23 protein-coding genes and 1 pseudogene are annotated in these 20,326 nt (G+C 65.0%); 17 read left to right on the forward strand and 7 right to left on the reverse strand.

The features are described from left to right. Window positions 1-89: 89 nt before the first annotated feature. From DPM33_RS01515 to DPM33_RS01550, 8 genes are all read left to right on the forward strand, one after another. A complete protein-coding gene (locus DPM33_RS01515; protein ID WP_112095882.1) occupies window positions 90-380 on the forward strand; it encodes a hypothetical protein in 291 nt (96 codons plus the stop codon). 251 nt (window positions 381-631) lie between these two features. Continuing rightward, window positions 632-1,834: an ABC transporter substrate-binding protein gene (locus DPM33_RS01520; RefSeq protein ID WP_112095128.1), complete on the forward strand. Its 1,203-nt coding sequence runs from the start codon at window positions 632-634 to the stop codon at window positions 1,832-1,834. 82 nt (window positions 1,835-1,916) lie between these two features. Continuing rightward, window positions 1,917-2,783, forward strand: a complete 867-nt coding sequence (locus DPM33_RS01525) for a branched-chain amino acid ABC transporter permease (protein ID WP_112095129.1) — start codon at window positions 1,917-1,919, stop codon at window positions 2,781-2,783. 7 nt (window positions 2,784-2,790) lie between these two features. Further along, window positions 2,791-3,771, forward strand: a complete 981-nt coding sequence (locus tag DPM33_RS01530; RefSeq protein WP_112095130.1) for a branched-chain amino acid ABC transporter permease — start codon at window positions 2,791-2,793, stop codon at window positions 3,769-3,771. A 3-nt stretch (window positions 3,772-3,774) separates the two neighbouring features. Then, window positions 3,775-4,554, forward strand: a complete 780-nt coding sequence (locus tag DPM33_RS01535) for an ABC transporter ATP-binding protein (RefSeq protein ID WP_112095131.1) — start codon at window positions 3,775-3,777, stop codon at window positions 4,552-4,554. Further along, the gene (locus DPM33_RS01540) at window positions 4,551-5,273 is read left to right on the forward strand and encodes an ABC transporter ATP-binding protein (protein ID WP_112095132.1); all 723 of its coding nucleotides are present in this window, start codon (window positions 4,551-4,553) and stop codon (window positions 5,271-5,273) included. Before DPM33_RS01535 ends, DPM33_RS01540 begins: the two co-directional genes overlap by 4 nt. A gap of 11 nt (window positions 5,274-5,284) precedes the next feature. Then, on the forward strand, window positions 5,285-6,028 hold the full coding sequence (locus DPM33_RS01545; protein WP_112095133.1) for an aspartate/glutamate racemase family protein: 744 nt from the start codon (window positions 5,285-5,287) through the stop codon (window positions 6,026-6,028). A gap of 133 nt (window positions 6,029-6,161) precedes the next feature. Then, a complete protein-coding gene (locus DPM33_RS01550) occupies window positions 6,162-6,875 on the forward strand; it encodes a GntR family transcriptional regulator (protein WP_112095134.1) in 714 nt (237 codons plus the stop codon). Between the two features lie 37 nt (window positions 6,876-6,912). Here the strand turns inward: DPM33_RS01550 and DPM33_RS01555 are convergent, their stop codons facing one another. Further along, complete coding sequence (locus tag DPM33_RS01555; protein ID WP_112095135.1) at window positions 6,913-7,815, reverse strand: SDR family oxidoreductase; 903 nt, start codon at window positions 7,813-7,815, stop codon at window positions 6,913-6,915. 98 nt (window positions 7,816-7,913) lie between these two features. Between DPM33_RS01555 and DPM33_RS01560 the strand changes: the two genes are divergently transcribed. After that, window positions 7,914-8,765: a helix-turn-helix transcriptional regulator gene (locus tag DPM33_RS01560; RefSeq protein ID WP_112095136.1), complete on the forward strand. Its 852-nt coding sequence runs from the start codon at window positions 7,914-7,916 to the stop codon at window positions 8,763-8,765. 48 nt (window positions 8,766-8,813) lie between these two features. On the opposite strand, the gene DPM33_RS01565 is transcribed toward DPM33_RS01560, so the two are convergent. Next, complete coding sequence (locus DPM33_RS01565; RefSeq protein ID WP_112095137.1) at window positions 8,814-9,422, reverse strand: NAD(P)-dependent oxidoreductase; 609 nt, start codon at window positions 9,420-9,422, stop codon at window positions 8,814-8,816. A 35-nt stretch (window positions 9,423-9,457) separates the two neighbouring features. Next, on the reverse strand, window positions 9,458-10,096 hold the full coding sequence (locus DPM33_RS01570) for a DsbA family protein (RefSeq protein WP_112095884.1): 639 nt from the start codon (window positions 10,094-10,096) through the stop codon (window positions 9,458-9,460). 107 nt (window positions 10,097-10,203) lie between these two features. Between DPM33_RS01570 and DPM33_RS01575 the strand changes: the two genes are divergently transcribed. Further along, window positions 10,204-11,115: a LysR family transcriptional regulator gene (locus DPM33_RS01575; RefSeq protein ID WP_112095138.1), complete on the forward strand. Its 912-nt coding sequence runs from the start codon at window positions 10,204-10,206 to the stop codon at window positions 11,113-11,115. On the opposite strand, the gene DPM33_RS01580 is transcribed toward DPM33_RS01575, so the two are convergent. Further along, entirely contained in the window at window positions 11,112-12,062 is a 951-nt protein-coding gene (locus DPM33_RS01580; protein WP_112095139.1) for a GlxA family transcriptional regulator, read from the reverse strand. The genes DPM33_RS01575 and DPM33_RS01580 overlap by 4 nt on opposite strands. A 90-nt stretch (window positions 12,063-12,152) precedes the next feature. Here DPM33_RS01580 and DPM33_RS01585 point away from each other — a divergent pair, with 90 nt between their 5' ends. After that, window positions 12,153-13,301 carry a DJ-1/PfpI family protein gene (locus DPM33_RS01585; protein WP_112095140.1) on the forward strand — a complete coding sequence of 383 codons (1,149 nt, stop codon included), beginning with the start codon at window positions 12,153-12,155 and terminating at the stop codon, window positions 13,299-13,301. Window positions 13,302-13,305: 4 nt separating this feature from the next. Here DPM33_RS01585 and DPM33_RS01590 read toward each other — a convergent pair whose 3' ends face one another. Further along, on the reverse strand, window positions 13,306-14,259 hold the full coding sequence (locus DPM33_RS01590; protein ID WP_112095141.1) for a LysR family transcriptional regulator: 954 nt from the start codon (window positions 14,257-14,259) through the stop codon (window positions 13,306-13,308). A gap of 83 nt (window positions 14,260-14,342) precedes the next feature. On the opposite strand from DPM33_RS01590, the gene DPM33_RS01595 reads away from it, so the two are divergent. Both DPM33_RS01595 and DPM33_RS01600 read left to right on the forward strand, forming a co-directional pair. After that, window positions 14,343-15,173, forward strand: a complete 831-nt coding sequence (locus tag DPM33_RS01595; RefSeq protein WP_112095142.1) for a class I SAM-dependent methyltransferase — start codon at window positions 14,343-14,345, stop codon at window positions 15,171-15,173. 12 nt (window positions 15,174-15,185) lie between these two features. Continuing rightward, window positions 15,186-15,689: a hypothetical protein gene (locus tag DPM33_RS01600; protein WP_112095143.1), complete on the forward strand. Its 504-nt coding sequence runs from the start codon at window positions 15,186-15,188 to the stop codon at window positions 15,687-15,689. Here DPM33_RS01600 and DPM33_RS01605 read toward each other — a convergent pair. Further along, window positions 15,686-16,225 carry an Lrp/AsnC family transcriptional regulator gene (locus DPM33_RS01605; RefSeq protein WP_112095144.1) on the reverse strand — a complete coding sequence of 180 codons (540 nt, stop codon included), beginning with the start codon at window positions 16,223-16,225 and terminating at the stop codon, window positions 15,686-15,688. The genes DPM33_RS01600 and DPM33_RS01605 overlap by 4 nt on opposite strands. A gap of 48 nt (window positions 16,226-16,273) precedes the next feature. Here DPM33_RS01605 and DPM33_RS01610 point away from each other — a divergent pair, with 48 nt between their 5' ends. Next, on the forward strand, window positions 16,274-17,461 hold the full coding sequence (locus DPM33_RS01610) for an MFS transporter (protein ID WP_112095145.1): 1,188 nt from the start codon (window positions 16,274-16,276) through the stop codon (window positions 17,459-17,461). Window positions 17,462-17,519: 58 nt separating this feature from the next. Beyond that, the gene (locus DPM33_RS01615; RefSeq protein ID WP_112095146.1) at window positions 17,520-17,942 is read left to right on the forward strand and encodes a GNAT family N-acetyltransferase; all 423 of its coding nucleotides are present in this window, start codon (window positions 17,520-17,522) and stop codon (window positions 17,940-17,942) included. Here DPM33_RS01615 and DPM33_RS01620 read toward each other — a convergent pair. Further along, window positions 17,939-19,054 (reverse strand): anhydro-N-acetylmuramic acid kinase, encoded by a 1,116-nt coding sequence (locus tag DPM33_RS01620; RefSeq protein WP_112095147.1) that lies wholly within the window; start codon window positions 19,052-19,054, stop codon window positions 17,939-17,941. The two genes, DPM33_RS01615 and DPM33_RS01620, sit on opposite strands and share 4 nt — an antisense overlap. Window positions 19,055-19,242: 188 nt before the next feature. Here DPM33_RS01620 and DPM33_RS01625 point away from each other — a divergent pair, with 188 nt between their 5' ends. Both DPM33_RS01625 and DPM33_RS01630 read left to right on the forward strand, forming a co-directional pair. Then, the gene (locus DPM33_RS01625) at window positions 19,243-19,926 is read left to right on the forward strand and encodes an SDR family NAD(P)-dependent oxidoreductase (RefSeq protein ID WP_112095148.1); all 684 of its coding nucleotides are present in this window, start codon (window positions 19,243-19,245) and stop codon (window positions 19,924-19,926) included. Between the two features lie 62 nt (window positions 19,927-19,988). Further along, window positions 19,989-20,225 (forward strand): annotated as a pseudogene (locus DPM33_RS01630) (ABC transporter permease subunit); the annotation flags it as partial. Window positions 20,226-20,326: the final 101 nt, after the last annotated feature.

Here is a 20,326-nt window from a genome sequence, read left to right on the forward strand (position 1 = left end):
CGGCGCGCGCACCAACCCATGCGGGAACTTTTGCGCCACTGGCGATTTTGGGTATGCTGCAGGCCCAAACCGCCAGAAGGCTGCCGTCGATGATGAAATATCTCGCTGTCTCTGCTCTCGTGCTGGCCACGGCCGCGAGGCTGTCCGCCCCGGCAGTTGCGGGCGAATGGCATCATCATCGCCACTATCGTCATCAGCCGCCGGTCGAGCAGGAGCGTTACGTTCCGGCCAGTGACGATATCCTCTACCAGTTGTTCGGCGGTCCGCGCTATTACGACCAGCAGCTGTCCACCACGGCGGCGGGCGCCTGCTCCTACGACCGCGTCGGACCGGATGCGAATGCGATAAACAAGATCAACGACCACCATTGCGGGAAGTAGCCGTCTTTAGCGGCGCCTTGGCCAGCGATCGATAGCCTTCGACCATTTCACTAGATTCGCGGACGACTGACGCTGTTCAGCGGCGGCTGCTCGCTGCTTGCGTTTGAGAACCGTCGAAAACATTCCGTCGAAACATTGTATACAAAACATAAGAAAGATGTTGACAATCTGGCGCGGCCGGTTTCCCTTAACGCTATCCGCGCAGCCTACGAGCAAAACACAAAGCGCGATAACCAAGGGGAACTACAGATATGATCAACCGTCGCTCGACTCTGAAATCCATGGCGCTCGGCGCCGTCTCGACCCTGGCCATTGCTGCTGTCGGCATTTCGTACGCGCAGGCTGAAAACAAGGAACTGAAGATCGGTTTTGTCGGCGTCACCAGCGGCCCGGCGGCCGCCTGGGGCACCTCGAACGTGCGCTCGATGCAGACCCGCGCCGCCTGGATCAACGAGACCGGCGGCGTCAAGATCGGCAACGACACCTACAACGTCGACATCGTCACATTCGACGACCAGAAGGACCCCAAGCGCGCCATCGCCGGCATGGAGAAAATGGCGCAGGAAGGCGTCCACTATGTCGTCGGCCCGAATGTCGATGACGGCGCCGCTGCTGTGCGCCCCGTCGCCGAGGCCAACGGCATCATTTATTTCCCCTATGCTTTCCCCAAGGCGCTTTACCAGAAGCCGGCCTCCAATGCCGTGCTCGGCATGATCGCCAACTACCAGTCCGGTCCGGCGATCTATAAATACCTCAAGGAAAACAAGGGCGTGAAGAAGATCGCCTTTGTCGCTGCCAATGAATCCGACCCGCTCAGCCAGCGCGACGGCGGCGTCGAGGCGGCGAAGGCGCTCGGCCTCGAAATCGTCGCCCAGAACGACACCTACCAGAACGACACACGCGACTTCACGCCGGTGCTGACGCCGATCGTCGCGCTGAAGCCCGACCTGCTGGTCTTGTCCGGCGTCGCGCCGGCCAACGCGCCGCTGCTCATCCGCGCCGCGCGCGAGCTCGGCTATGAAGGCCTTATCTCGACCGAAACCGCACAGGACGCCAAGGTTCTGGAGGAAGGTGCCGGCGAATACGCCAACGGCTTTATCTCCGTCGGCGGGGCTTCCACGCCGGAGATTGCCTCCGACACGATGAAAGAGTTCGTCACGCGCTACACCAAAATGTTCGGCGAGTACAACGACGAGTCCAACACCAAGGTCTACGCGCTGGAATACATCCTCGACACGCTGAAGGCCAACCCTGCCGCGATCAACGACGTCGCCGAATTCAAGAAGACCATGGACACCTTCTCGGCGCCCAATCCGTTCCTGAAGGGGGATGCCAAGCTCGGCTATGTCGGCACGACGTCCTTCGGCCAGAAGCGCCAGCTCTCGGTGCCGATGGTGGTCAACGAATACAAGGATGGCGCTTTCCAGACCCTGTTCGTCGGCTCCGTCGACTAGCATTACCTTCGAGCGTCATTTCCTCCAGCTTGCCGCGGGGGCCGGACGATAGGCCGGACCCCGCGGAAGATCGAAGGTATCAATGGAACAGGTCATCGCCAACGGATTGTATCTCGGGGCACAATACGCGCTGATCGCGCTGGGCTTGACCCTGATCTTCGCCCTGATGAACGTGCTCAATTTCGCCCACGGCCAAATGTATGTGCTGGGCGGGTTCATCACCTACACCGTCTACGGCCAGCTCGGCCTGCCTTTCGTGGTGGCGCTGCTCGCCTCGGGCGTCACGCTCGCCGTCATCGGCGCGCTGATGGAGAAATTCCTCTTCCGCACCGTCATCCGGCGCAGCCATCGCGAGGAAAGCACCATGCTGCTTGCCGCCGCGACGGCCTTCTTCTTCGACGCCGTCATCCTGCTTCTGTTTGGCGAAAAGCAGCGCGGCGTTCCAAAGATCGTCAAGGGCGTCTTCAACGACGCCGGCATCATCATGCCTTACGACCGGCTGGTGGTCGGCGCGCTTGCGATCGTCTTCATCGCGGCCTTCGTCCTCTACATGCAGTACAGCAGGGTCGGGCGGGCCATGCGTGCGCTCGCCCAGGACCGCGTCGCCGCCCAGCTTATGGGTGTCCGCGTCGACCGCTATTCGATGATCGGCTTCGCCATGGGCGCCATGCTCGCGGGCGTCGTCGGCGGACTCTTGGTCACCATCACCGGCGTCAATTCCGGCATCGGCGGCCCGATCTCGATCAAGGCCTTCCTGATGGTGATGATCGGCGGCGCCGGCGTCGTCGGCGGCGCCATCGCCGGCGGCTTCATTCTCGGCATGATGGAGTCGGTCGGCCTCACCGTGCTGCGCGAATATGGCGACGTCACCTATCTCGTCATCTTCGCCGCCCTGATGGTGTTCCTGTCGGTCCGCCCCAACGGGCTGATGGGCAAGCCGTGGGGTTGATCGCGCCATGACTCTCAGTCGCAACATCAAGATCGCCGCGGTCGTCGTTTTTCTCGCGATCGTCTTTATCGCCGTGCCGGCCGTGATCTCGGCCAGCGGCCGCTTCGACCTCTATTACACGCTGACCTCGGTGGCGTTGCTCAGCATTGCCAGCGCCGGCGTCTGGCTCACCTTCTATATCGGCCGCATCAACATCGGTCAGGGCGCCTATGCGCTGATGGGCGGCTATGTCTCGGCCATACTGGTGATGAACCATGGCTGGTCGTTCTGGCTGACGCTGCCGGTCGCCGGTCTGTTCTGCGCCGCCGCGAGCGTGCTGATCGGCCTGCCGATCCTGCGCCTGCGCGGCGTCTATTTCGCCATGGTCACGCTGGTGCTGACCGAGGTGGCGCGCCTGCTCGCTTTGGCGCTGCCGATCACCAATGGCGCCAAGGGCATCGTCAGCATCCCGCTGCCCGGCGCGCTGTCGGTCTTCGGCATTACGCTGATCCCCGATTTCGCCACGCTGCAGAATTCGCGGCTCGCCTTCTATTTGCTTGCGGTCACGCTGATGGTGGCCTGCTTCGCGGTCATGTACCGGCTGGTCAATTCGCGCATTGGCAAGCTTTGCCAGTCGCTGCAGCAGAATGAGGAGCTCGCTTCCTCGATCGGTGTCAACATCGCCTATCTGCGCGTCATCGCCTATGCCGTCTCGTCCTTCTTCGGCGGCGTTTCCGGCGCCATCTTCGCCGCCATCTCGCAATCGATCTACCCGTCGAGCTTCACCGTCACCGATTCCGTAAACTTCATGCTGAACTGCTTCCTCGGCGGCCTCGGCTATGTGTTCGGCCCGATGCTCGGCACGCTGGTGCTCTATTTCGGCTGGGACCTTTTGTTCCAGACCGGCCAGTTCCAGTTGCTCATCTATTCCGGCCTGATGATCGTCCTGATGCTGGTGCTACCCAACGGCCTGCTCAGCCTTGCCGAAATGACCCGGAAGAAGGGTTGAGCCATGGCCGAAATGCTCGAAGTCTCCGGCCTGACCAAACGCTTCGGCGGTCTCGTCGCGGTCAACAACGTTTCCTTTTCGGTGCGCGAAAAAGAGATCCTGTCGGTGATCGGGCCGAACGGCGCCGGCAAGTCGACGCTGTTCAAGCTGATCTCGTCCTTCCTCAAGCCCACAACGGGCGAGGTGCGGCTGAAGGGCGAACGCATCTCCGGTCTCGCCCCGCACATCGCCGCCCGCAGAGGCGTGGTGCGCACCTTCCAGGAGACGACGATCTTCAAGAACATGAGCGTGCGCGACAACGTCATCATCGCGCACCATCTGCGCTCGAAGGCGAGCCTGTTCGGCTTCTTCCTCGGTACCGGCGCGGCGAAGGTCGACGAGGCGGCCTTCGGCCAATCGGCGGACGAGATCCTGGCGCTGCTCGGTCTCTCCTCGCTCGCCAATGAGACCGCCCGCAACCTGCCGCACGGCCATTTGCGGGCGCTGGGAATCGCCATCGGCCTGGCCACCAGTCCTTCCATCCTGCTGCTCGACGAACCCTTCGCCGGCATGAACCACGACGAGACGATGCGCATGGTCGAGATGGTACGGCGCCTGCGCGAGCGCGGCCTGACCATCCTCTTGGTCGAGCACGACATGCCGGCCGTGATGAAGATCTCCGACCGGCTAGTGGTCCTCAATTTCGGGCAGAAGATCGCCGAGGGAACGCCTTCGGAAATCCAGGCCGATGAGAAGGTGATCGAAGCCTATCTCGGCAGCGAAGACGAGGCGATCGGCCTATGAACCAGATCCTGAACTTCGCCAATGTCGAGCTCTATTACGACCATGTCTACGCGCTGAAAGGGGTCTCGCTCGAGGTCAACGAGGGCGAGACCGTTGCGCTGATCGGCGCCAACGGCGCCGGCAAGTCGTCTATCCTTCGCGCCATCACCGGCTTGCGCAAGATCAGGTCCGGGGAGATCCATTACGGCGGCAAGCGCATCGACGGCGCCGCGCCTGACGAGATCGTCAAGATGGGCATCGCCATGGTGCCGGAAGGCCGCCGCGTCTTTCCCTACATGACGGTCAGGGACAATCTCCTGATGGGCGCCTTCACCCGCACCAGCAAATCCGAGATCGCCGCGTCGATGGAAATGGTGCTGGGGCGCTTTCCGCGGCTGAAGGAACGCTTCTCGCAGGCCGCCGGCACGATGAGCGGCGGCGAGCAGCAGATGCTGGTCATCGGCCGCGCGCTGATGGCGAAACCGAAGCTTCTGCTGCTCGACGAGCCCTCGCTCGGCGTCGCGCCGAAACTCGTCCAGGACATCGCCCGCTCGATCGTCGCCATCAACCGCGACGAGAAGGTTAGCGTGCTCCTGGTCGAGCAGAATTCGCGCATGGCGCTGCGCATCTCGCAGCGCGCCTATGCGCTGACCACCGGCAGTGTCGCGCTGAGCGGCAACTCCGCCGAATTGCTGACCGACGACCGGGTCAAGCGTCTTTATCTCGGCGGCGAGATCTGAGGCTGATTGGAATGCGCATACTCGTCATCAACCCCAACACCACCCAATCGATGACTGCCAAAATCGGCGAGGCGGCTGCAAGTGTCGCCTCCGGTACGACCCAGATCGTCGCCGTCAACCCAGTCGACGGCCCGCCCAGTATCGAGGGCTATTTCGACGAGGTCTTCGCCATTCCCGGCATCATCGCCGAGATGAGTAAGGCGCCGGCGGCTGATGCCTATGTCATCGCCTGCTTCGACGACACCGGGCTCGACGCCGCCCGCTGCGCCACCGAGGCTCCCGTCATCGGCATCGGCGAGGCGGCGTTCCATATGGCGAGCCTTGTCGCCGGCAAGTTCAGCGTCGTCACCACCCTTGCCCGCTCGGTGCCGGCGATCGAGCACAATCTGGCGAAATACGGCCTCGCCTCGCGCTGCGCCAAGGTGCGCTCGTCGGAAGTCGCCGTGCTCGAGCTCGAACGTCCTGGCTCGAATGCAAGACACCGGATCTCGGAGGAGATCGCGCGCGCCATCGGCGAGGACAGGGCCGAGGCGATCGTGCTCGGCTGCGCCGGCATGGCCGACCTTGCGCACAGCCTGTCCGAAGAGCACGGCGTTCCGGTGCTGGACGGCGTCGTCTGCGCCGTCACGCTGGCCGAGAGCCTGTTCAGGGTCGGTTTGAAGACATCGAAGATCGGCGGCTATGCGGCCCCGCGCGGTAAGCGCTTCGCCGGCATGTTCGCACCGCTGTCGCCCACGGAAGCCGAGATCGTTTAGGCGGCTTGATGCTGCCGGGCGGCCGGCCGACACCTGGAACGGGTGGGATTGACCGCCGCGCGAGCGATACTAGATTGGGCGGGCTGCTGGCGATTTGGGGCAAATCGGGTCATTTCGGGCCCGCGCATGAAAGATGTTGACGGTACTCAGGGAAGAAGATCGGGACGACAAGCCGGCTGCGCGCTGGTCGCCGATCTATTTCGGGCTGCGGGACGCCATCGTCAGCCACCGTCTTGCGCCCGGCACCAAGCTGCCGGAAGACGAACTAGCGTCGATCTATTCGGTAAGCCGCACCGTCATCCGCGCCGCGCTGCAGGCGTTGGCGCATGACCGGCTGGCACGGCTGGAGCCCAATCGCGGCGCCTTTGTCGCCCAGCCGTCGAAGATCGAGGCGCGCGAGGTGTTCGAGGCGCGTGCCTTGATCGAGCCGAAGGTCGCCGCGCTCGCCGCCAAGGTGGCGGTGCCGTCCGACATCGTGCAATTGCGCCAGCATCTCGAAAAGGAGCACGAGGCGCTGCATGACGGCCGCGACAGCGATGCCATCATGCTGTCGGCGCGCTTCCATGTCGGCATCGCCGAGATCGCGGCGCATTCGGTGTTCACCAATTTCGTTCGCGACCTCGTTTCGCACTCCTCGCTGATCATCGCGCTTTACTGGAAGCGTCGCGACGCGACCTGCGAGAAGCACGCCCATCACGCGCTCGTCGACGCCATCGAGGCCGGCGACAGCGCCAACGCCGCCGCGTTGATGAACAGCCATCTGGTCGACCTGCTGTCGGGACTGGATCTCACCGACAAGGTGGAGAAGTCCGACAGCTTGGCCGACCTGCTGCGCCTAGACACGTGAGGCAGTTCAGTTGGATTGCCGAACCGCCCGGAGCGGGCTAGGCCGCGGCCGCCTGCGAATAATCCATCCGCTCGAGGTCGGCGATGAGGCCGGGGCCTGTCGGCTGCCAGCCGAGATGCTTGCGCGTCCATTCGCTCGAGGCCGGCATATCGAGGCCGGCGAATATGGAAAGCCATCCGAAATGGTCCGCCGCTTCGTCCTGTGACAGCGATACCACCGGCACGTCGAGCCCGGCGCCGATCACTTCCGCGATCTCGCGCATGGCAATACCTTCCTCGGCCACGGCGTTGTAGCGCACGCCGGCTTCCTGCTTGTCCAGCGCCAGGCGGTAAAGCTTCGCGACATCCAGCACATGCGCCGCCGACCAGCGGTTGCGGCCCTCGCCGAGATAGGCCGACAAGCCCTTGGCGCGCGTCTGTTCGATGAGCGGTGTGATCAGGCCCTGCTTCACCGTGTCATGCACCTGCGGCAGCCGCACCACCGAGACCTTGACGCCCTTCTCGGTCATCGCAGCACCGGTAAGCTCCGACAGGATGCGCGGATTGGGATGGTCGGTGTTGAACACGTCTTCCCTCGCCGGCTGCCCGTGTTCGGCGGAACCCATGCCGACGCCCGATGTAATGAGGAGCAGCCGGTCAGAGCCGGCGAGCGCGCCGCCGAGCGCTTCGATGACGCGCTTGTCCTTCTCGCAATTCGCGACGAAGTTCGAGAAATTATGGTCGAAGGCGGTGTGGATCACCGCATCCGATTTTGCCGCGCCGTCGCGCAGGCTGTCGAGGTCTTCGAGGTCGCCGCGATGCGCCTCGGCGCCTTGGGCCGCAAGCGACCGCGCGCCGGCGTCGGAGCGGGTAAGGCCGAGCACCTGGTGCCCCGCGGCAAGAAGCTCGGGTACGATTCTGGAACCGATGAAACCGGTCGCGCCGGTAAGGAATACACGCATGGGAGGTCTCCGCTTGTTGTTCGGAGGCCCTTCTCGCGCTATAAGTCATTCTGTTAAAGTAGTGACTTTATCATGGTATAATAGCCAACAGGATCGCAATGCCCCAAGAGGCCGCCAGCAAAGAAACGACCAACAAGCTTGGCACCTTTCTCCGCGATCGCCGCATGCGACTCGATCCGACGGCTTTCGGCTTCGCCATGGGTCGTCGACGCACCCAGGGGCTGCGCCGCGAAGAGGTGGCGCAGCGCGCCAATATCAGCCCGACCTGGTACACATGGCTGGAGCAGGGAAGGGGCGGCGCGCCTTCGGCGGATGTGCTGAACCGCATCGCGACCGGGCTGATGCTGACCGAGCACGAACGCGAGCATCTGTTCATGCTGGGCCTCGGGCGGCCGCCGGAAGTCCGCTATAAAGGCGTGGACAAAGTGACGCCGCGCCTGCAGCGCGTCCTCGATGCTTTCGATCCCAGCCCGGCAATCATCAAGACCGCGACATGGGATGTGGTCGCCTGGAACCGCGCCGCGGCGGCGATGCTGACCGACTATTCCAAGCTGCCGCGCGAGCAGCGCAACATCCTGCGTTTGATGTTCGGCAATCCGCGCGTCCAGGAGGCGCAGGACGACTGGGAGAGTGTCGCCCGCTTCGTCGTCGGGTCCTTCAGGGCTGATGCTGCCCGTGCCGGCGCCGGCGCGGAGATCACCGACCTGGTCGAAGAATTGTCCCGCATGAGTCCGCAGTTCGCGGCGCTGTGGCGCGACAACGACGTCGTTCCAGCGCATGGCGAAGGTGTGAAGCGCCTGCGGCATCCCGAGATCGGGCTGATCGAGCTGGAGTTCTCTGTCTTCGCGGTCGACGGCCGTCCGGAACTCGGCATGATCGTCTACAATCCTGTCACGGAGGCGGACGCCGAACGTATTCAGTCGTTGATCGAGACTCGTTCCGCAAAATGATGGGCCGCCATGTCCGGCGGCCCATCACAAGCGCTGAATTCGGAGGGCTCAGTACCCGACGGTGAAGCGCTGCCGGATATGCTTCGGGTTTTCGATCTCGTTCGCCATGACGATGGCGTAGTCCTCGAAGGAGATGCTGCTGCCCTTGTCGTCGGTCAGCAGCGTGTCCTTGCCGAGCCGGAACTTGCCGGTGCGCTCGCCCGCCACGAACAGGGCCGACGGCGACAGGAAGGTCCAGTCGAGATCGTCGACGGTCCTGAGCTTGTCCAGGAAGTCCCCGCCCTTGAGCGCCTCCGCCTTGTAGATGGCCGGGAATTCCGGCGTGTCGACCAGGCGCTTGCCTGGCGCGACTTCGAGGCTGCCGGCGCCGCCGACGATGAGATAGCGCTTGACGCCCGAGGCGCGCACGGCCGCGATCAGCGTGTCGGGATCGCTGGCGGTGAAATGCACCGAACTGATCACCGCATCGTGGCCCTTGATCAATGCGGCCAGCGCGTCCTTGTCGAAGGCGTCGCCTTTGACGGCGGTGACGCCCGGGAGTTTAGCGATCTTCTCCGGATTGCGGGCAATCGCGGTGATGGCGTGGCCGCCATCGGAGAGTTCCTTGAGCAGGCGCGAGCCGACCTGACCGGACGCGCCGATGAGTGCGATCTTCATGGAAGTTTCCTTTCGCTTGGGGGGAGGGATCGGGGTCACGCCGCCTGGATATGGGCGACGAGGTTGTCGTAGCTGCCGAACAGCGCGTTGGAGCCGATCAGCCGGGGCGTGTCGTTGCGGATGACGGCGAGTGACGGAACGCCATTGGCATGCAGCCGCTGGAACAGCGCGCGTCCGCGCCCGACCAACTCGCGGTGCGCCGCAAGAACGTCATCAGTCGGCGTCTTCACTGCTGTGGCCGCGTCCGCCATGCCGGCATCGGCCAGCACCTGCGCGACGCCGTCGGCGGTTACGATGTCTCGACCATCGACATAGCGGGCGCGCTGGATCGCCTTCAGCGCCGCAAGCCGCCGGTTCGGATCGACCAGATCCGCCGCGTTGACGCCGAGCGTTGCGGCGCCGGAGTCGAGCACCGTACCGCGTACATTGAGCACATTGTCGAGATAGGCCTGGCTGAAAACCTGTCCGCTCAGCCGCTCGATGCGCTGGTCGTTGGCCCAGGCATGGGCGGCAAAGCCTGCATCCAGCGGCCGCGCGCCGGAACCGGAGAATAGCCCGGTCGGCAAAAGCTCGAATGCAACGCCGCTTGCGGCTAACCTGTCCAGCATAGACGTGGCGCCGTAGCACCAGCCGCAAAGCGGGTCGAAAAGATAGGTCACGGTGGTGTCGGTCATTGCCATCTGGTCCGGAAACATTGTCTTCTTGGCTAGATGGCAGTCCGGCCGGTTGCGAAAAACCGCAATCAATCATACAAACTGTCCGATCAAATCAGACAATAGCGATGGCCGACCTTCTCAATCTAAACCGTCTCGTCTACTTCACCACCGTGATGGAGACCGGATCGTTTACCGCCGCCGCCGACCGCCTCGACGTCGCCAAGGCCGTGGTCAGCCACCAGGTGGGCAGGCTGGAGCAGGAGCTTGGCGCGACGCTGCTGCAGCGCACCACCAGACGCGTCACCGCGACGGAGGAGGGGCGGCAGTTCTACGAACGCGCCGCCATCATCCTGCGCGAAGCGGAGGCGGCCTATGGCGACATCTCGCAAAGCGTCGGCAGGCCGACCGGCACGCTACGCCTCACCGCCTCGCTCGACTATGGCGCGAAGATCGTCGCCCCGACCATTGCCGAATATCTCAGGAAATATCCGAAGATGAAGGTCGAGGCGATCTTCGACGATGCGATCAGCAACCTGGTCGACGAGCAGATCGATCTCGGCATCCGCATCGGCTGGCTCGCCGATTCCTCGAACCAGGCGCGTCGCCTGGGCACCTTGCAGCAATTCGTCGTCGCAACCCCGAAGCTCGCGGCCGGCCTTCCAGCCGATGTGAGCCCGAAGCTCGCAAAATCCCTGCCATGGGTCGGCAATGCGCAGCTGCGCGGCACCGGCCAATGGCTGTTCTCGAAGGACGGCGAGACGGTGCTGCCCGAGCTCAAGCCGGTGATGATCTGCGACAAGACACCGGCCGTGCTGGCCTGTGTGCTGGCCGGCATCGGGCTCGGCATCTTCCCCGACTTCGCCGTCGAGGACGACATCGCCGCGGGCCGCCTCGTGCGGGTCTTCGCCGACTGGACCCTGCCGTCGGGCGGCATCCATGCCGTCTATCCACCGGCCCGCTTCAGGCCGGCGAAGGTCCGCGCCTTCGTAGACCTGCTGGTGGCGGCGGAACGGAAGCGGGCGCGGAGTACGGGTTAGTCAGCGCCGCTTCGAACCGCCGCGCGCCTCAGCGCCTGTGGCGGCTGGCCAAAGCTTCGCATGAAAGCGCGGCGCATACGCCCGGCATCCCTGAAGCCGCTGTCCTCGGCTATGCGGTCGAGCGGTGCGTTGGTGGTCTCCACCGCCATCCGCGCGGCTTCGAGGCGCAAGCGTTCAACTGCCTTGGCCGGCGTGGCGCCGGTCTCGGCGGCGAAGGCGCGGGCGAAGTTACGTGGGCTCATCGCGGCGCGCTCGGCGAGACGCTCGACGGTCAGCTTTTCGGCAAGCCTTGCGCGCATCCATTCGATCAATTCGACGAAGCGGCCCGAGCGCCCGCCAAGTTCGACAAGGCCGGAAAATTGCGACTGCCCGCCCGGCCGGCGCTGGTGGACGACCAGCTGCTGCGCGGTGCGGCGCGCGATCGCTGGGCCGAGATCGTCCTCGATCAGCGCCAGCGCCAGGTCAATGCCGGCGGAAATGCCGGCCGACGTCCACACGCTGCCGTCCTGGATGAAGATGCGCTCGGCGTCGAGTTTTATCTTCGGATAACGGCGGGCGAAATCGTCCGTGCTCCACCAATGCGTGGTTGCCGAGCGGCCGTCAAGGAGCCCGGCTTCCGCCAGCAGATAGGCGCCGGTGCACACACTTGCCGTACGGCGCACCGTTGCCCGCCGCAGCCAGGCGACGATTTCCTGCGCCGCCGCCATCGAGCGGATGATCTCGCCGCCGGAGATGACCGCCGTGTCGAGCGGCCCGGCATCTGACAAAGGCCGTGCCGCAAGCCGCATGCCGGACGAGCTCTCGATCTCGCCGCCGCCGGGCGCCAGCATCTCCAGCCGGTAGCTGCCAGGCTGATAGTGCTCGGCCAGCTCGAAGGCCGCCGCGGGGCCGGCGACGTCCAGCAACTGGAAACCCGGATGGATGATGATGCCTATCGCCCGAGCCATGGCAGTTTTTGCCCGATATATGTCATTTCGGACAAAATCTAACGGAGCTAGCCTGCCGGTCAAGCGTTTAGGATTGAGAAGGATTTAGCCGTGAGCCTGCGAATAGTGCTGTGGAGCGTCCTTGGCGTCCTGCTGATCGTCGCGGCTGCCGGTGCCATCTGGTTGCTGTCGCTGCCATCCACGTCGCTGGCCGCGATGCAGCCGGCGATCGATGCCAGGGAAGCTGAAGCCACGCTCGCGGCGCTGAAGCCGAAACGGCCGCGCCCGCTGATCGCAATCATCGGCGTCAACGACGGCACCGAGACCACCGATTATCTGATGCCCTACGGCATCCTGCGCCGGGCCGACGTCGCCGACGTCGTCGCGCTGGCGACGCAGCCCGGCCCGGTTCAACTGCATCCCGCCTTGCGCGTCGAGCCCGATGCGACGATCGCCTCGTTCGATGCCGAGCATCCGGAAGGTGCCGACTACGTCATCGTTCCCGCCATGATGCGCGACGACGATCCGGACGTGCTGAAATGGATCAGGGAGCAGTCTGCGAAGCGCGCCATGGTGATCGGCGTCTGCGTCGGCGCCACGGTGGTCGGCAACAGCGGATTGCTCGACAACAAGCGCGCGACGACACACTGGTATTCGCTGAACGAGTTGCGCCAGAAACATCCGACGATCCGCTATGTCGCCGACCGCCGCTACGTCGTCGACCAAAATGTCGCGACCACGACCGGCATCACCGCTTCGATGCCGATGATGCTGACCCTGATCGAGGCGATCGCTGGCCGTGACAAGGCCGAAGCCGTCGCCCGCGATCTCGGCCTTGACCATTGGGATGCGCGCCATGACAGCGGCGCTTTCAAGTTCACGCGGCCTTTCGCGCTGACGGCGATCGGCAACACGATGGCGTTCTTCAATCATGAGCAGCTAGGCATTCCGCTGACGCCGGGCATGGACGAGGTATCGCTGGCGCTGGCGGCCGACGCCTGGTCGCGAACCTTTCGCTCCGGCGCGGTCACCTTCGCCGCGAAGGACGGCGCCGTCGTCAGCCGCGACGGCATCCGCATCTTGCCCGACCGGGTCGCTGCCGACTGGCCGGCGGACCGGAAGGTTCGGGCCATGGCGGATATACCGCCGGCCAAGGCGCTGGACCGGACGCTCGCGGATATCACGGCGCGCTACGGCGCGCGCACCACCGATTTCGTCGCCATGCAGCTCGAATATCCGCGCGCACGGCCGACACCGTGAAGCGTCAGCTTTGCCGCCGCCTGCCCGAGCGCTTAGGGGAGGCATCAACGCCAGTCGGCCGCCTGATGTGGTCGATGAAGGCGCGCAGCTTGGGCAGGACCTGGTGCCGTTCCGGGTAATAGAGAAAAACGCCCGGCGTAGTCACCGCGAAGCGGCCGAGCAGCGCCTGCAGGCGCCCGTCGGCGATCGGCGCTTCGGCGATAGGGCCTGGCACCTGCGCCAGCCCGACACCCTGGATCGCCGCGCCGAGCAGCGACGGATAGTCGTGCGCGATGAGCGGTCCCGAGACGATTGCCTCTATCGTCTTGTTGCCGTCGACAAAGGACCAGGGTGCGACCGTACCATTCGAGCGCCGCAGGCGCAGGCAGGCATGATCGCGCAGGTCCTCAATGCGCTCGGGCGCTGCCCGTCGGCGCAAATAATCGGGACTGCCGACGACCACCATTGGGAAGGACGGCGTCAGGCGGACCGCGACCATGTCGGGCGCGATCAGATCGCCCATGCGGATGCCGGCATCGAATCCTTCGGCGGCGAGATCGGCAAGCTCGCCGCTGGCGACGATCTCCAGCTCGATCTCCGGATAGGCCTGGCAGAAAGAGGCGATCATCGGCTCCAGCAGCACCGGCACCACGGCCGGCGGCACCGAAAGGCGCAACAGCCCGGCTGGGCGCTGGCCCATTCCGCGCGCGATCTCGCTCGCGGCGATCAATTCCTCGAAGGCCGGCCGCGCGCGGGCGAAAAAGCGCTCGCCGGCTTCCGTCAGGCCGACGCTGCGCGTCGTGCGGATGAACAGCGCGGCGCCGATGCGCGCCTCGAGCGTGCGTATCGCCTGGCTGATCGCTGACGGCGTGACGGCAAGCTCCGCCGCCGCCTTGCGGAAATTGCGGTGCCTGGCGACACTCAAGAATGCCTCGACGCCGTCGAGCGCGCCATGCCTGACTGTGAAGTTCTGCTTCATGACCCATCGACATTATCGCGGATAGTCGCCGGCAGAAAGCGGCCGTATTTCTTCCGCAACCGGAACACCAAAGGAAACTGGCAATGACCGATGAACTCGATCGCGTGCGCGATCACTACCGCGCGACCGGCCTGACCGAACGCCTGAGGTCGGCTCTGGCAATCTTCGGGCCGGAGGAAGAGCGGCTGAAGCCAGAGCAATTGGCGACGCTCGACCAGTTCCACACCCGCGGGCTGGCTGCGACGGCCGAGCTCGCCAATCTCGCGGTCATCTCGACCGACATGTCGGTGCTGGACGTCGGATCGGGTGTCGGCGGGCCGGCTCGCTTCCTGGAAGCGGCCTATGGCTGCGAGGTGACCGGCGTTGACCTCAGCGAACCCTTCGTCGAGGCCGCGCGCTATTTGACCCGGCGAACCGGGCAGGACGGCAAAGTGTCGTTCGAAGCCGGCAGCGCGCTGGCGCTGCCTTTCGAAGACGGCTGGTTCGATGCCGCGCTGTTGCAGCATGTGGCGATGAACATTGCCGACCGGCCACTGCTCTACCGCGAGATCAGGCGCGTGCTGAAGCCGGGTGGAAAATTCGCGACCTTCGACGTCGTGCTGAACGGCGGCGATCCGCTCTATCCGGTTCCATGGGCGAAGACGCGGGGCGAAAGCTTCCTGCTGCCAGCCGAGGCGACCTGCGAGGCGATCGAGGCCGCCGGCTTCGACACGCTCGTGCGCCGCGACGACACGGCTGCCGCCAAGGCCTGGTTTGCCGAGCTCCGCGCCTCCGGTCCGCCCCCTTCGCTCAATCTCGGCGTCGTCATGGGGCAGGGTTTTGGCGAACTTGCCACCAACCTCGGGCGCAATCTCATGGAGGGACGGTTGGGCATTCTGACGGCGGTGTTCGAGGCCGTTCCGGTTGAGGTTTGAGAGGAGGCGAAAATGACACCCGCGGTGATCCTGAATATCCACCTCGCGCTAGGCTACGTGCCGTGGCTGCTTTGCTTCGCCGTCTATATCTGGCCAAGGCTGAAGACGATGGAGCCATTAGGGGCGCAGCGCGCCATCGCCACGCTGCACAGCTTCCGCTTCTTCGGGCTCGTCTTCCTCATTCCGGGCGTCACTGGACCGGACCTGCCCGCCGGCTTTGCCGCTTTTGCCGCCTATGGCGACTTCGCGACCGGCCTGCTCGCCATGCTGGCGCTGCTTGGCGTGGCGAGGCCAGCGATCTTCTGGCCGCTGGTCGTCGCCTTCAACGTCGTCGGTGTGGTCGACCTTCTTGGCGACTACTATCACGGCGTGATGCTCGACCTTCCGGGGCATGCCGGGCAGTTGGGCGCGACCTATGCGATCCCGGTCCTCTACGTGCCGCTTTTGATGATCACGCATGTCGCGGCCTTCTATCTGCTGGCGCGTTCCAGGCGCCATCAGCCAGCAACGACCTAATACATAGGGTTCGCCATATGCTTCGGCGCCGGCCATTCGGGCGTGATTTCCGGCTGCACCGGACGTTCGAGATAGGTCGACAGCACGACATAGCTGCGTGTCGAGGTGACACCGGGCGTGTCGTAGAGACGGGCCAGCAGTCCTTCGAGCGCGCGCGTATCCTCGGTGCGCACCTTGAGCAGCATGCAGGTGTCGCCGGCAACCGTGTGGATCTCCTCGACCTCCGGATATTTGGAGACCGCCATCAGTTCCGGCGTCTTACCCCAGCCCCTGGTGTCGATATGCACGAAGGCAAGCAGCGGCTTCTTCACTGCCCTTGGATCGATGATCGCCGATGTGGCGCGGATGGCGCCGCTGCGCTTCAGCCGCTTGACGCGCTCATGCGCCGCCGGCGGCGACAGGCCGACACGCTCGCCGAGCTCGGCATAGCTGATGGTCGCGTCCTCGACGAGAACGCCTAATATCTTTCGGTCGATCGGGTCGAGATCGCGGGCCGGCTGCTTGTTCTGCCGAATGTCATCTGTTTCTGCGTCCATATGGAAATTCTCCATTGATGCGGAATTTAATTCGGCCATTATGATGATATGTCGAACAGTGATCAATCAGCAATTTTGACTGCGGCGCCCCGCGCGCCGATCCCGGCCGCAGCCTATCTGCTGACCGGCTGCATTGCGGTTATCGGCTCCAACTCGCTGGTTCTGGGACCCATCGCGCCGGCTGTCGCCGCATCCTTCGCGACAAGCGTGCCGGCGGTGATGACGGCTGCCGCCGCCTTCGGCCTCGGCACGTCGGCCAGCGCGCTCTTCCTTGCCCGCTATATCGACCGGATTGGCGCGCGCCGCATGCTGCAGGGCGCGTTGCTGCTGCTGGCGATAGCGCTGGTCGCCAGCGCTCTAGCGCCGACGGTTGTGTTACTCGTCGCCGCCCAGTTGGTCGCGGGAATCGCTGCCGGCATCGCCATGCCGGCAATCTATGCCAGCTCGGCCGCGATCGCACCGCCCGGCCGCGAGAGCGGCACCATCGGCGTCGTGCTGACCGGCTGGACGCTGTCCATGGTCGCCGGCGTCTCGCTGTCGGCGGTGCTTGCCGACCTCATCCACTGGCGCGCCGTCTTTGCCGCCGTTGCGTTGCTCGCCGCAACCGCCGTCGCCGGCCTGGCGATGAGCGCGCTTCCCGACAGCAGGAAAACCGGTCCGGCGCCATCGCCGCTCGGCGCGCTGGCCGTGTCCGGCATCCTGCCGCTGCTCATTGCCTGCGGCGCCTTCATGACCGCCTTCTACGGCGTCTACGGATATCTCGGCGATCATCTGCATGAAGCCCTCGCCGAGCCGGTCAGCGCCAACGGCCTGGCGGCCGTCGCCTACGGCCTCGGTTTCGGCGCGGCCGCCTTGCTCGACAGCCTCATCGACCGGCTCGGCGCGCGCCGCGTCATGCCTTTCGCCTATCTGCTGGTCGCCGCCGTCTATGTCGCGATCGCGCTGGCCAGCGGCAGCTTCGGCCTGCTGCTTGCGTCAATAGCCGTCTGGGGCCTTGCCAACCATTTCGGCCTGAATGTGCTGGTCATGCGCCTCACCGCGCTCGACCCGTCGCGCCGCGGCACGATCATGGGCTTGAACAGCGCGGTCACCTATCTGGCCGTCACCGTCGGCACCGCCGGTTTCGGCCCACTCTATACGAGCCTCGGTTTTGCCAACTGCGCTTTGATCGCGGCCGGACTGATGCTGGTCGCGGCATCGGCTGCGATACGGCGGTCGGGCGATACCCGGCAATAGGCTTGCGTTCGAGTTTGCTCCTTCGCTAAGGCTGGCTTCCGAACCGGAGTCGCAGCCGATGAAGACGACGCTCGAAATCACCGCCGAGCCCTTGCCGCAGGACCTCGCTTTCCTGAGCGGGAGCCTGACCGCCTTCAACGATGCCGATGTCGGCGCCTCAGGCCGAAAGCCGCTGGCGGCTTTCGTGCGCGACGAGCACGGCGCCGTGGTCGCCGGCATTTCCGGCTATACCGCCTGGGGCTGGCTCTATGTGCAGTGGCTGTGGGTCGACGAAAAGCTGCGCGGCCGCCGCATCGCCGCCGGCATGCTCGACGCCGCCGAACAGGAGGCCGTCGTACGCGGTTGCCACGGCGCCTGGATCGACACTTTCAATCCGACAGCCGAGAAGGTCTATCGGCGTCAGGGCTATGAGCCGTTCGGCAAGCTGCCGGACTTCCCCGTCGGCCGCAGCCGCATCTTCCTGCAGAAGAAGTTGCCCTAACCTGCAAGCTTTCCGCCGCGCATCGGCTCAGGCGCGCCGGTGGTGCTCGGGAAGCTGATCGGCAGGCCGCGCAACACGCGCACGGCGAGGAAAGCAAAACACTCCGCTTCCACCGCGTCGCCCTTCCAGCCAAGCGTTTCGGCCTGCACCACTTCGACCCCGGCGCGGCTTTCGAGCATCGCCATCATCGTCGGATTGTGACGGCCGCCGCCGCTGACCGCGAGCCGCTTCGGCCGGTGCGGCAAAAGGTCGAGCGCCTTGCCGACAGCCGACACGGTGAAGGCCGTTAGCGTAGCGGCGCCGTCCTCCGCGCCGAGCCCTTCGGCCATCGCCGCGGTGAAGTCGAAGCGATCGAGCGACTTCGGATAGGGTTTCGTCAGATACGGATGTTGCAGCAGCCTGGCGAGCCTTTCCTCGTCGACCTTGCCGGCGGCAGCCAGCCTGCCGTCGCGGTCCATCTCGCCGAGGCCTTTCGCCTTGATGAAATCATTGACCGGCGCATTGGCCGGCCCGGTGTCGAAGGCGACGATATTGTCCTTGCCGTCCCACCAGGTGATGTTGCCGACGCCGCCGAGATTGAGCACGGCGGTGTCGCCGCTGGCGTCCGCCTCCTTGAGCAGCGCCGCGTGATAGGCGGCGGCCAGGGGCGCGCCTTGTCCGCCAGCCGCGACGTCGGCCGAGCGGAAGTCATAGGCGACCTTGGTGCCGAGCAGCGAGGCCATCAGCTCGCCATCGCCAAGCTGTCGCGTGCGGCCGATCCGTCCCGGCTGCGGCGCGCGGTGCAGCACGGTCTGGCCGTGGAAGCCGACGACGCCGATATCGGCCATGCTCATGCCCTGGCTCTCGACCAGGTCCTTCACCGCCGCCGACTGCGCGCGCGTCAGCGCCTCCTCGGCCTCGCGGAAGATTGCCGGTTCCGCTCCCTCGAAATTCCAGGCGCGCGCCCGGCGCAGCGTCTCTTCGAGCAGCACGCGGATCGATTGCGGGTAGGGGGCGAGCGTGTAGGTGCCGGTGTCGGCGATGCGCTCGCCATCCGTCTTGATCAGCGCCACGTCGATGTTGCCGTCGAGCACCGTGCCGGTCATCAGCCCGACGGCCCAGATTGGTTCCATGGTCGTTCCTCGAATCGTCCTTCAACCACGTGTCGGACGGATCGGTCCGGCAGGCAAGTCTTTCGCCCCGCCCATCCAGATGGCCTGTTGCGCCAAATGACGGAAATCGAGCATCCACATCCTTGCCTCTTGTCGCGGAAGGCGCGAGCCTGCGCGTCCGACATCGAGCTATCGCAAGGAGGAACGCCATGGCAGCCAATGTTGCAGTGATCGCGGGCGCCGGCTCCGGGCTCAGCGCCTCGCTGGCGCGGCTTCTCACCAAGCAAGGCTTGCGCGTCGTCCTTGCCGCGCGCAACGTCGACAAACTGGCCGCGCTGGTCAAGGAGACTGGCGCGTTGGCGATGGAGACCGACGTGTCTGACGCCGCCTCGGTCGAGCGGCTGTTCGAGGCGGCCGACAAGGCGGGCCCGCTCGAGATCGCCGTCTTCAACGCCAGCGGCCGCACGCGCGGCCCGATCGCCGAGCTCGATCCCGAGGCGGTCAAGCAAGCCCTGCTCGTCGGCGCCTATGGCGGCTTCCTGGTCGGCCAGCAGGCGGCGCGCCGGCTCATAGCGCGCGGTTCCGGCTCGATCCTGTTCACCGGCGCCAGCGCAAGCCTCAAGGGCTTTTCCGGTTCCGCCGGTTTCGCCATGCCGAAATTCGGCCTGCGTGGCCTGGCGCAATCAATGGCGCGCGAGCTCGGCCCGAAGAACATCCACGTCGCGCATTTCATCATCGATGGCCAGATCGCATCGCCCGCGAGGACACCCGAGCGACCGGACAGCCACCTGTCACCCGATGCGATCGCAGAGGCCTATCTCGCCACCCATCGTCAGCATCGCAGCGCCTGGACCTTCGAGGTCGAGCTCAGGCCTTGGGTTGAAACATTCTGACAGATTGAGGCCGGTCCGGCGATACGGTGGCTGACGTTCTCCTCAGTTCTATCAGAGGAAACGCAACGCCCTGCTACGCTCGCATCGCCGAAGTGTCGCTGCGTGAGGTCGATCACGGCCTGATCGAGGCGGCGCGCGCCATGGGCGGCAATCGCTGGACGATCATTGGCGAGGTGCTGGTGCCGGAAGCGCTGCCGGGCATCGTCGCCGGCTTCACGGTGACCTTGGTGACGCTGGTCGGCGCTTCGGCCATGGCCGGCGCCATCGGCGCCGGCGGTCTGGGCGATCTCGCCAGCCGGAGCCGCGCGAACGCAATTTGCCGCAAAAGCCGGGAATTGAGCGCCGATATGCTGCGTTTGCAATGAGATTGGTCGGTGCGTTCCTTCACCCGCAATCACAC

This window comes from Mesorhizobium hawassense (genome assembly GCF_003289945.1).
In the GTDB taxonomy this organism is placed as follows: domain Bacteria; phylum Pseudomonadota; class Alphaproteobacteria; order Rhizobiales; family Rhizobiaceae; genus Mesorhizobium; species Mesorhizobium hawassense.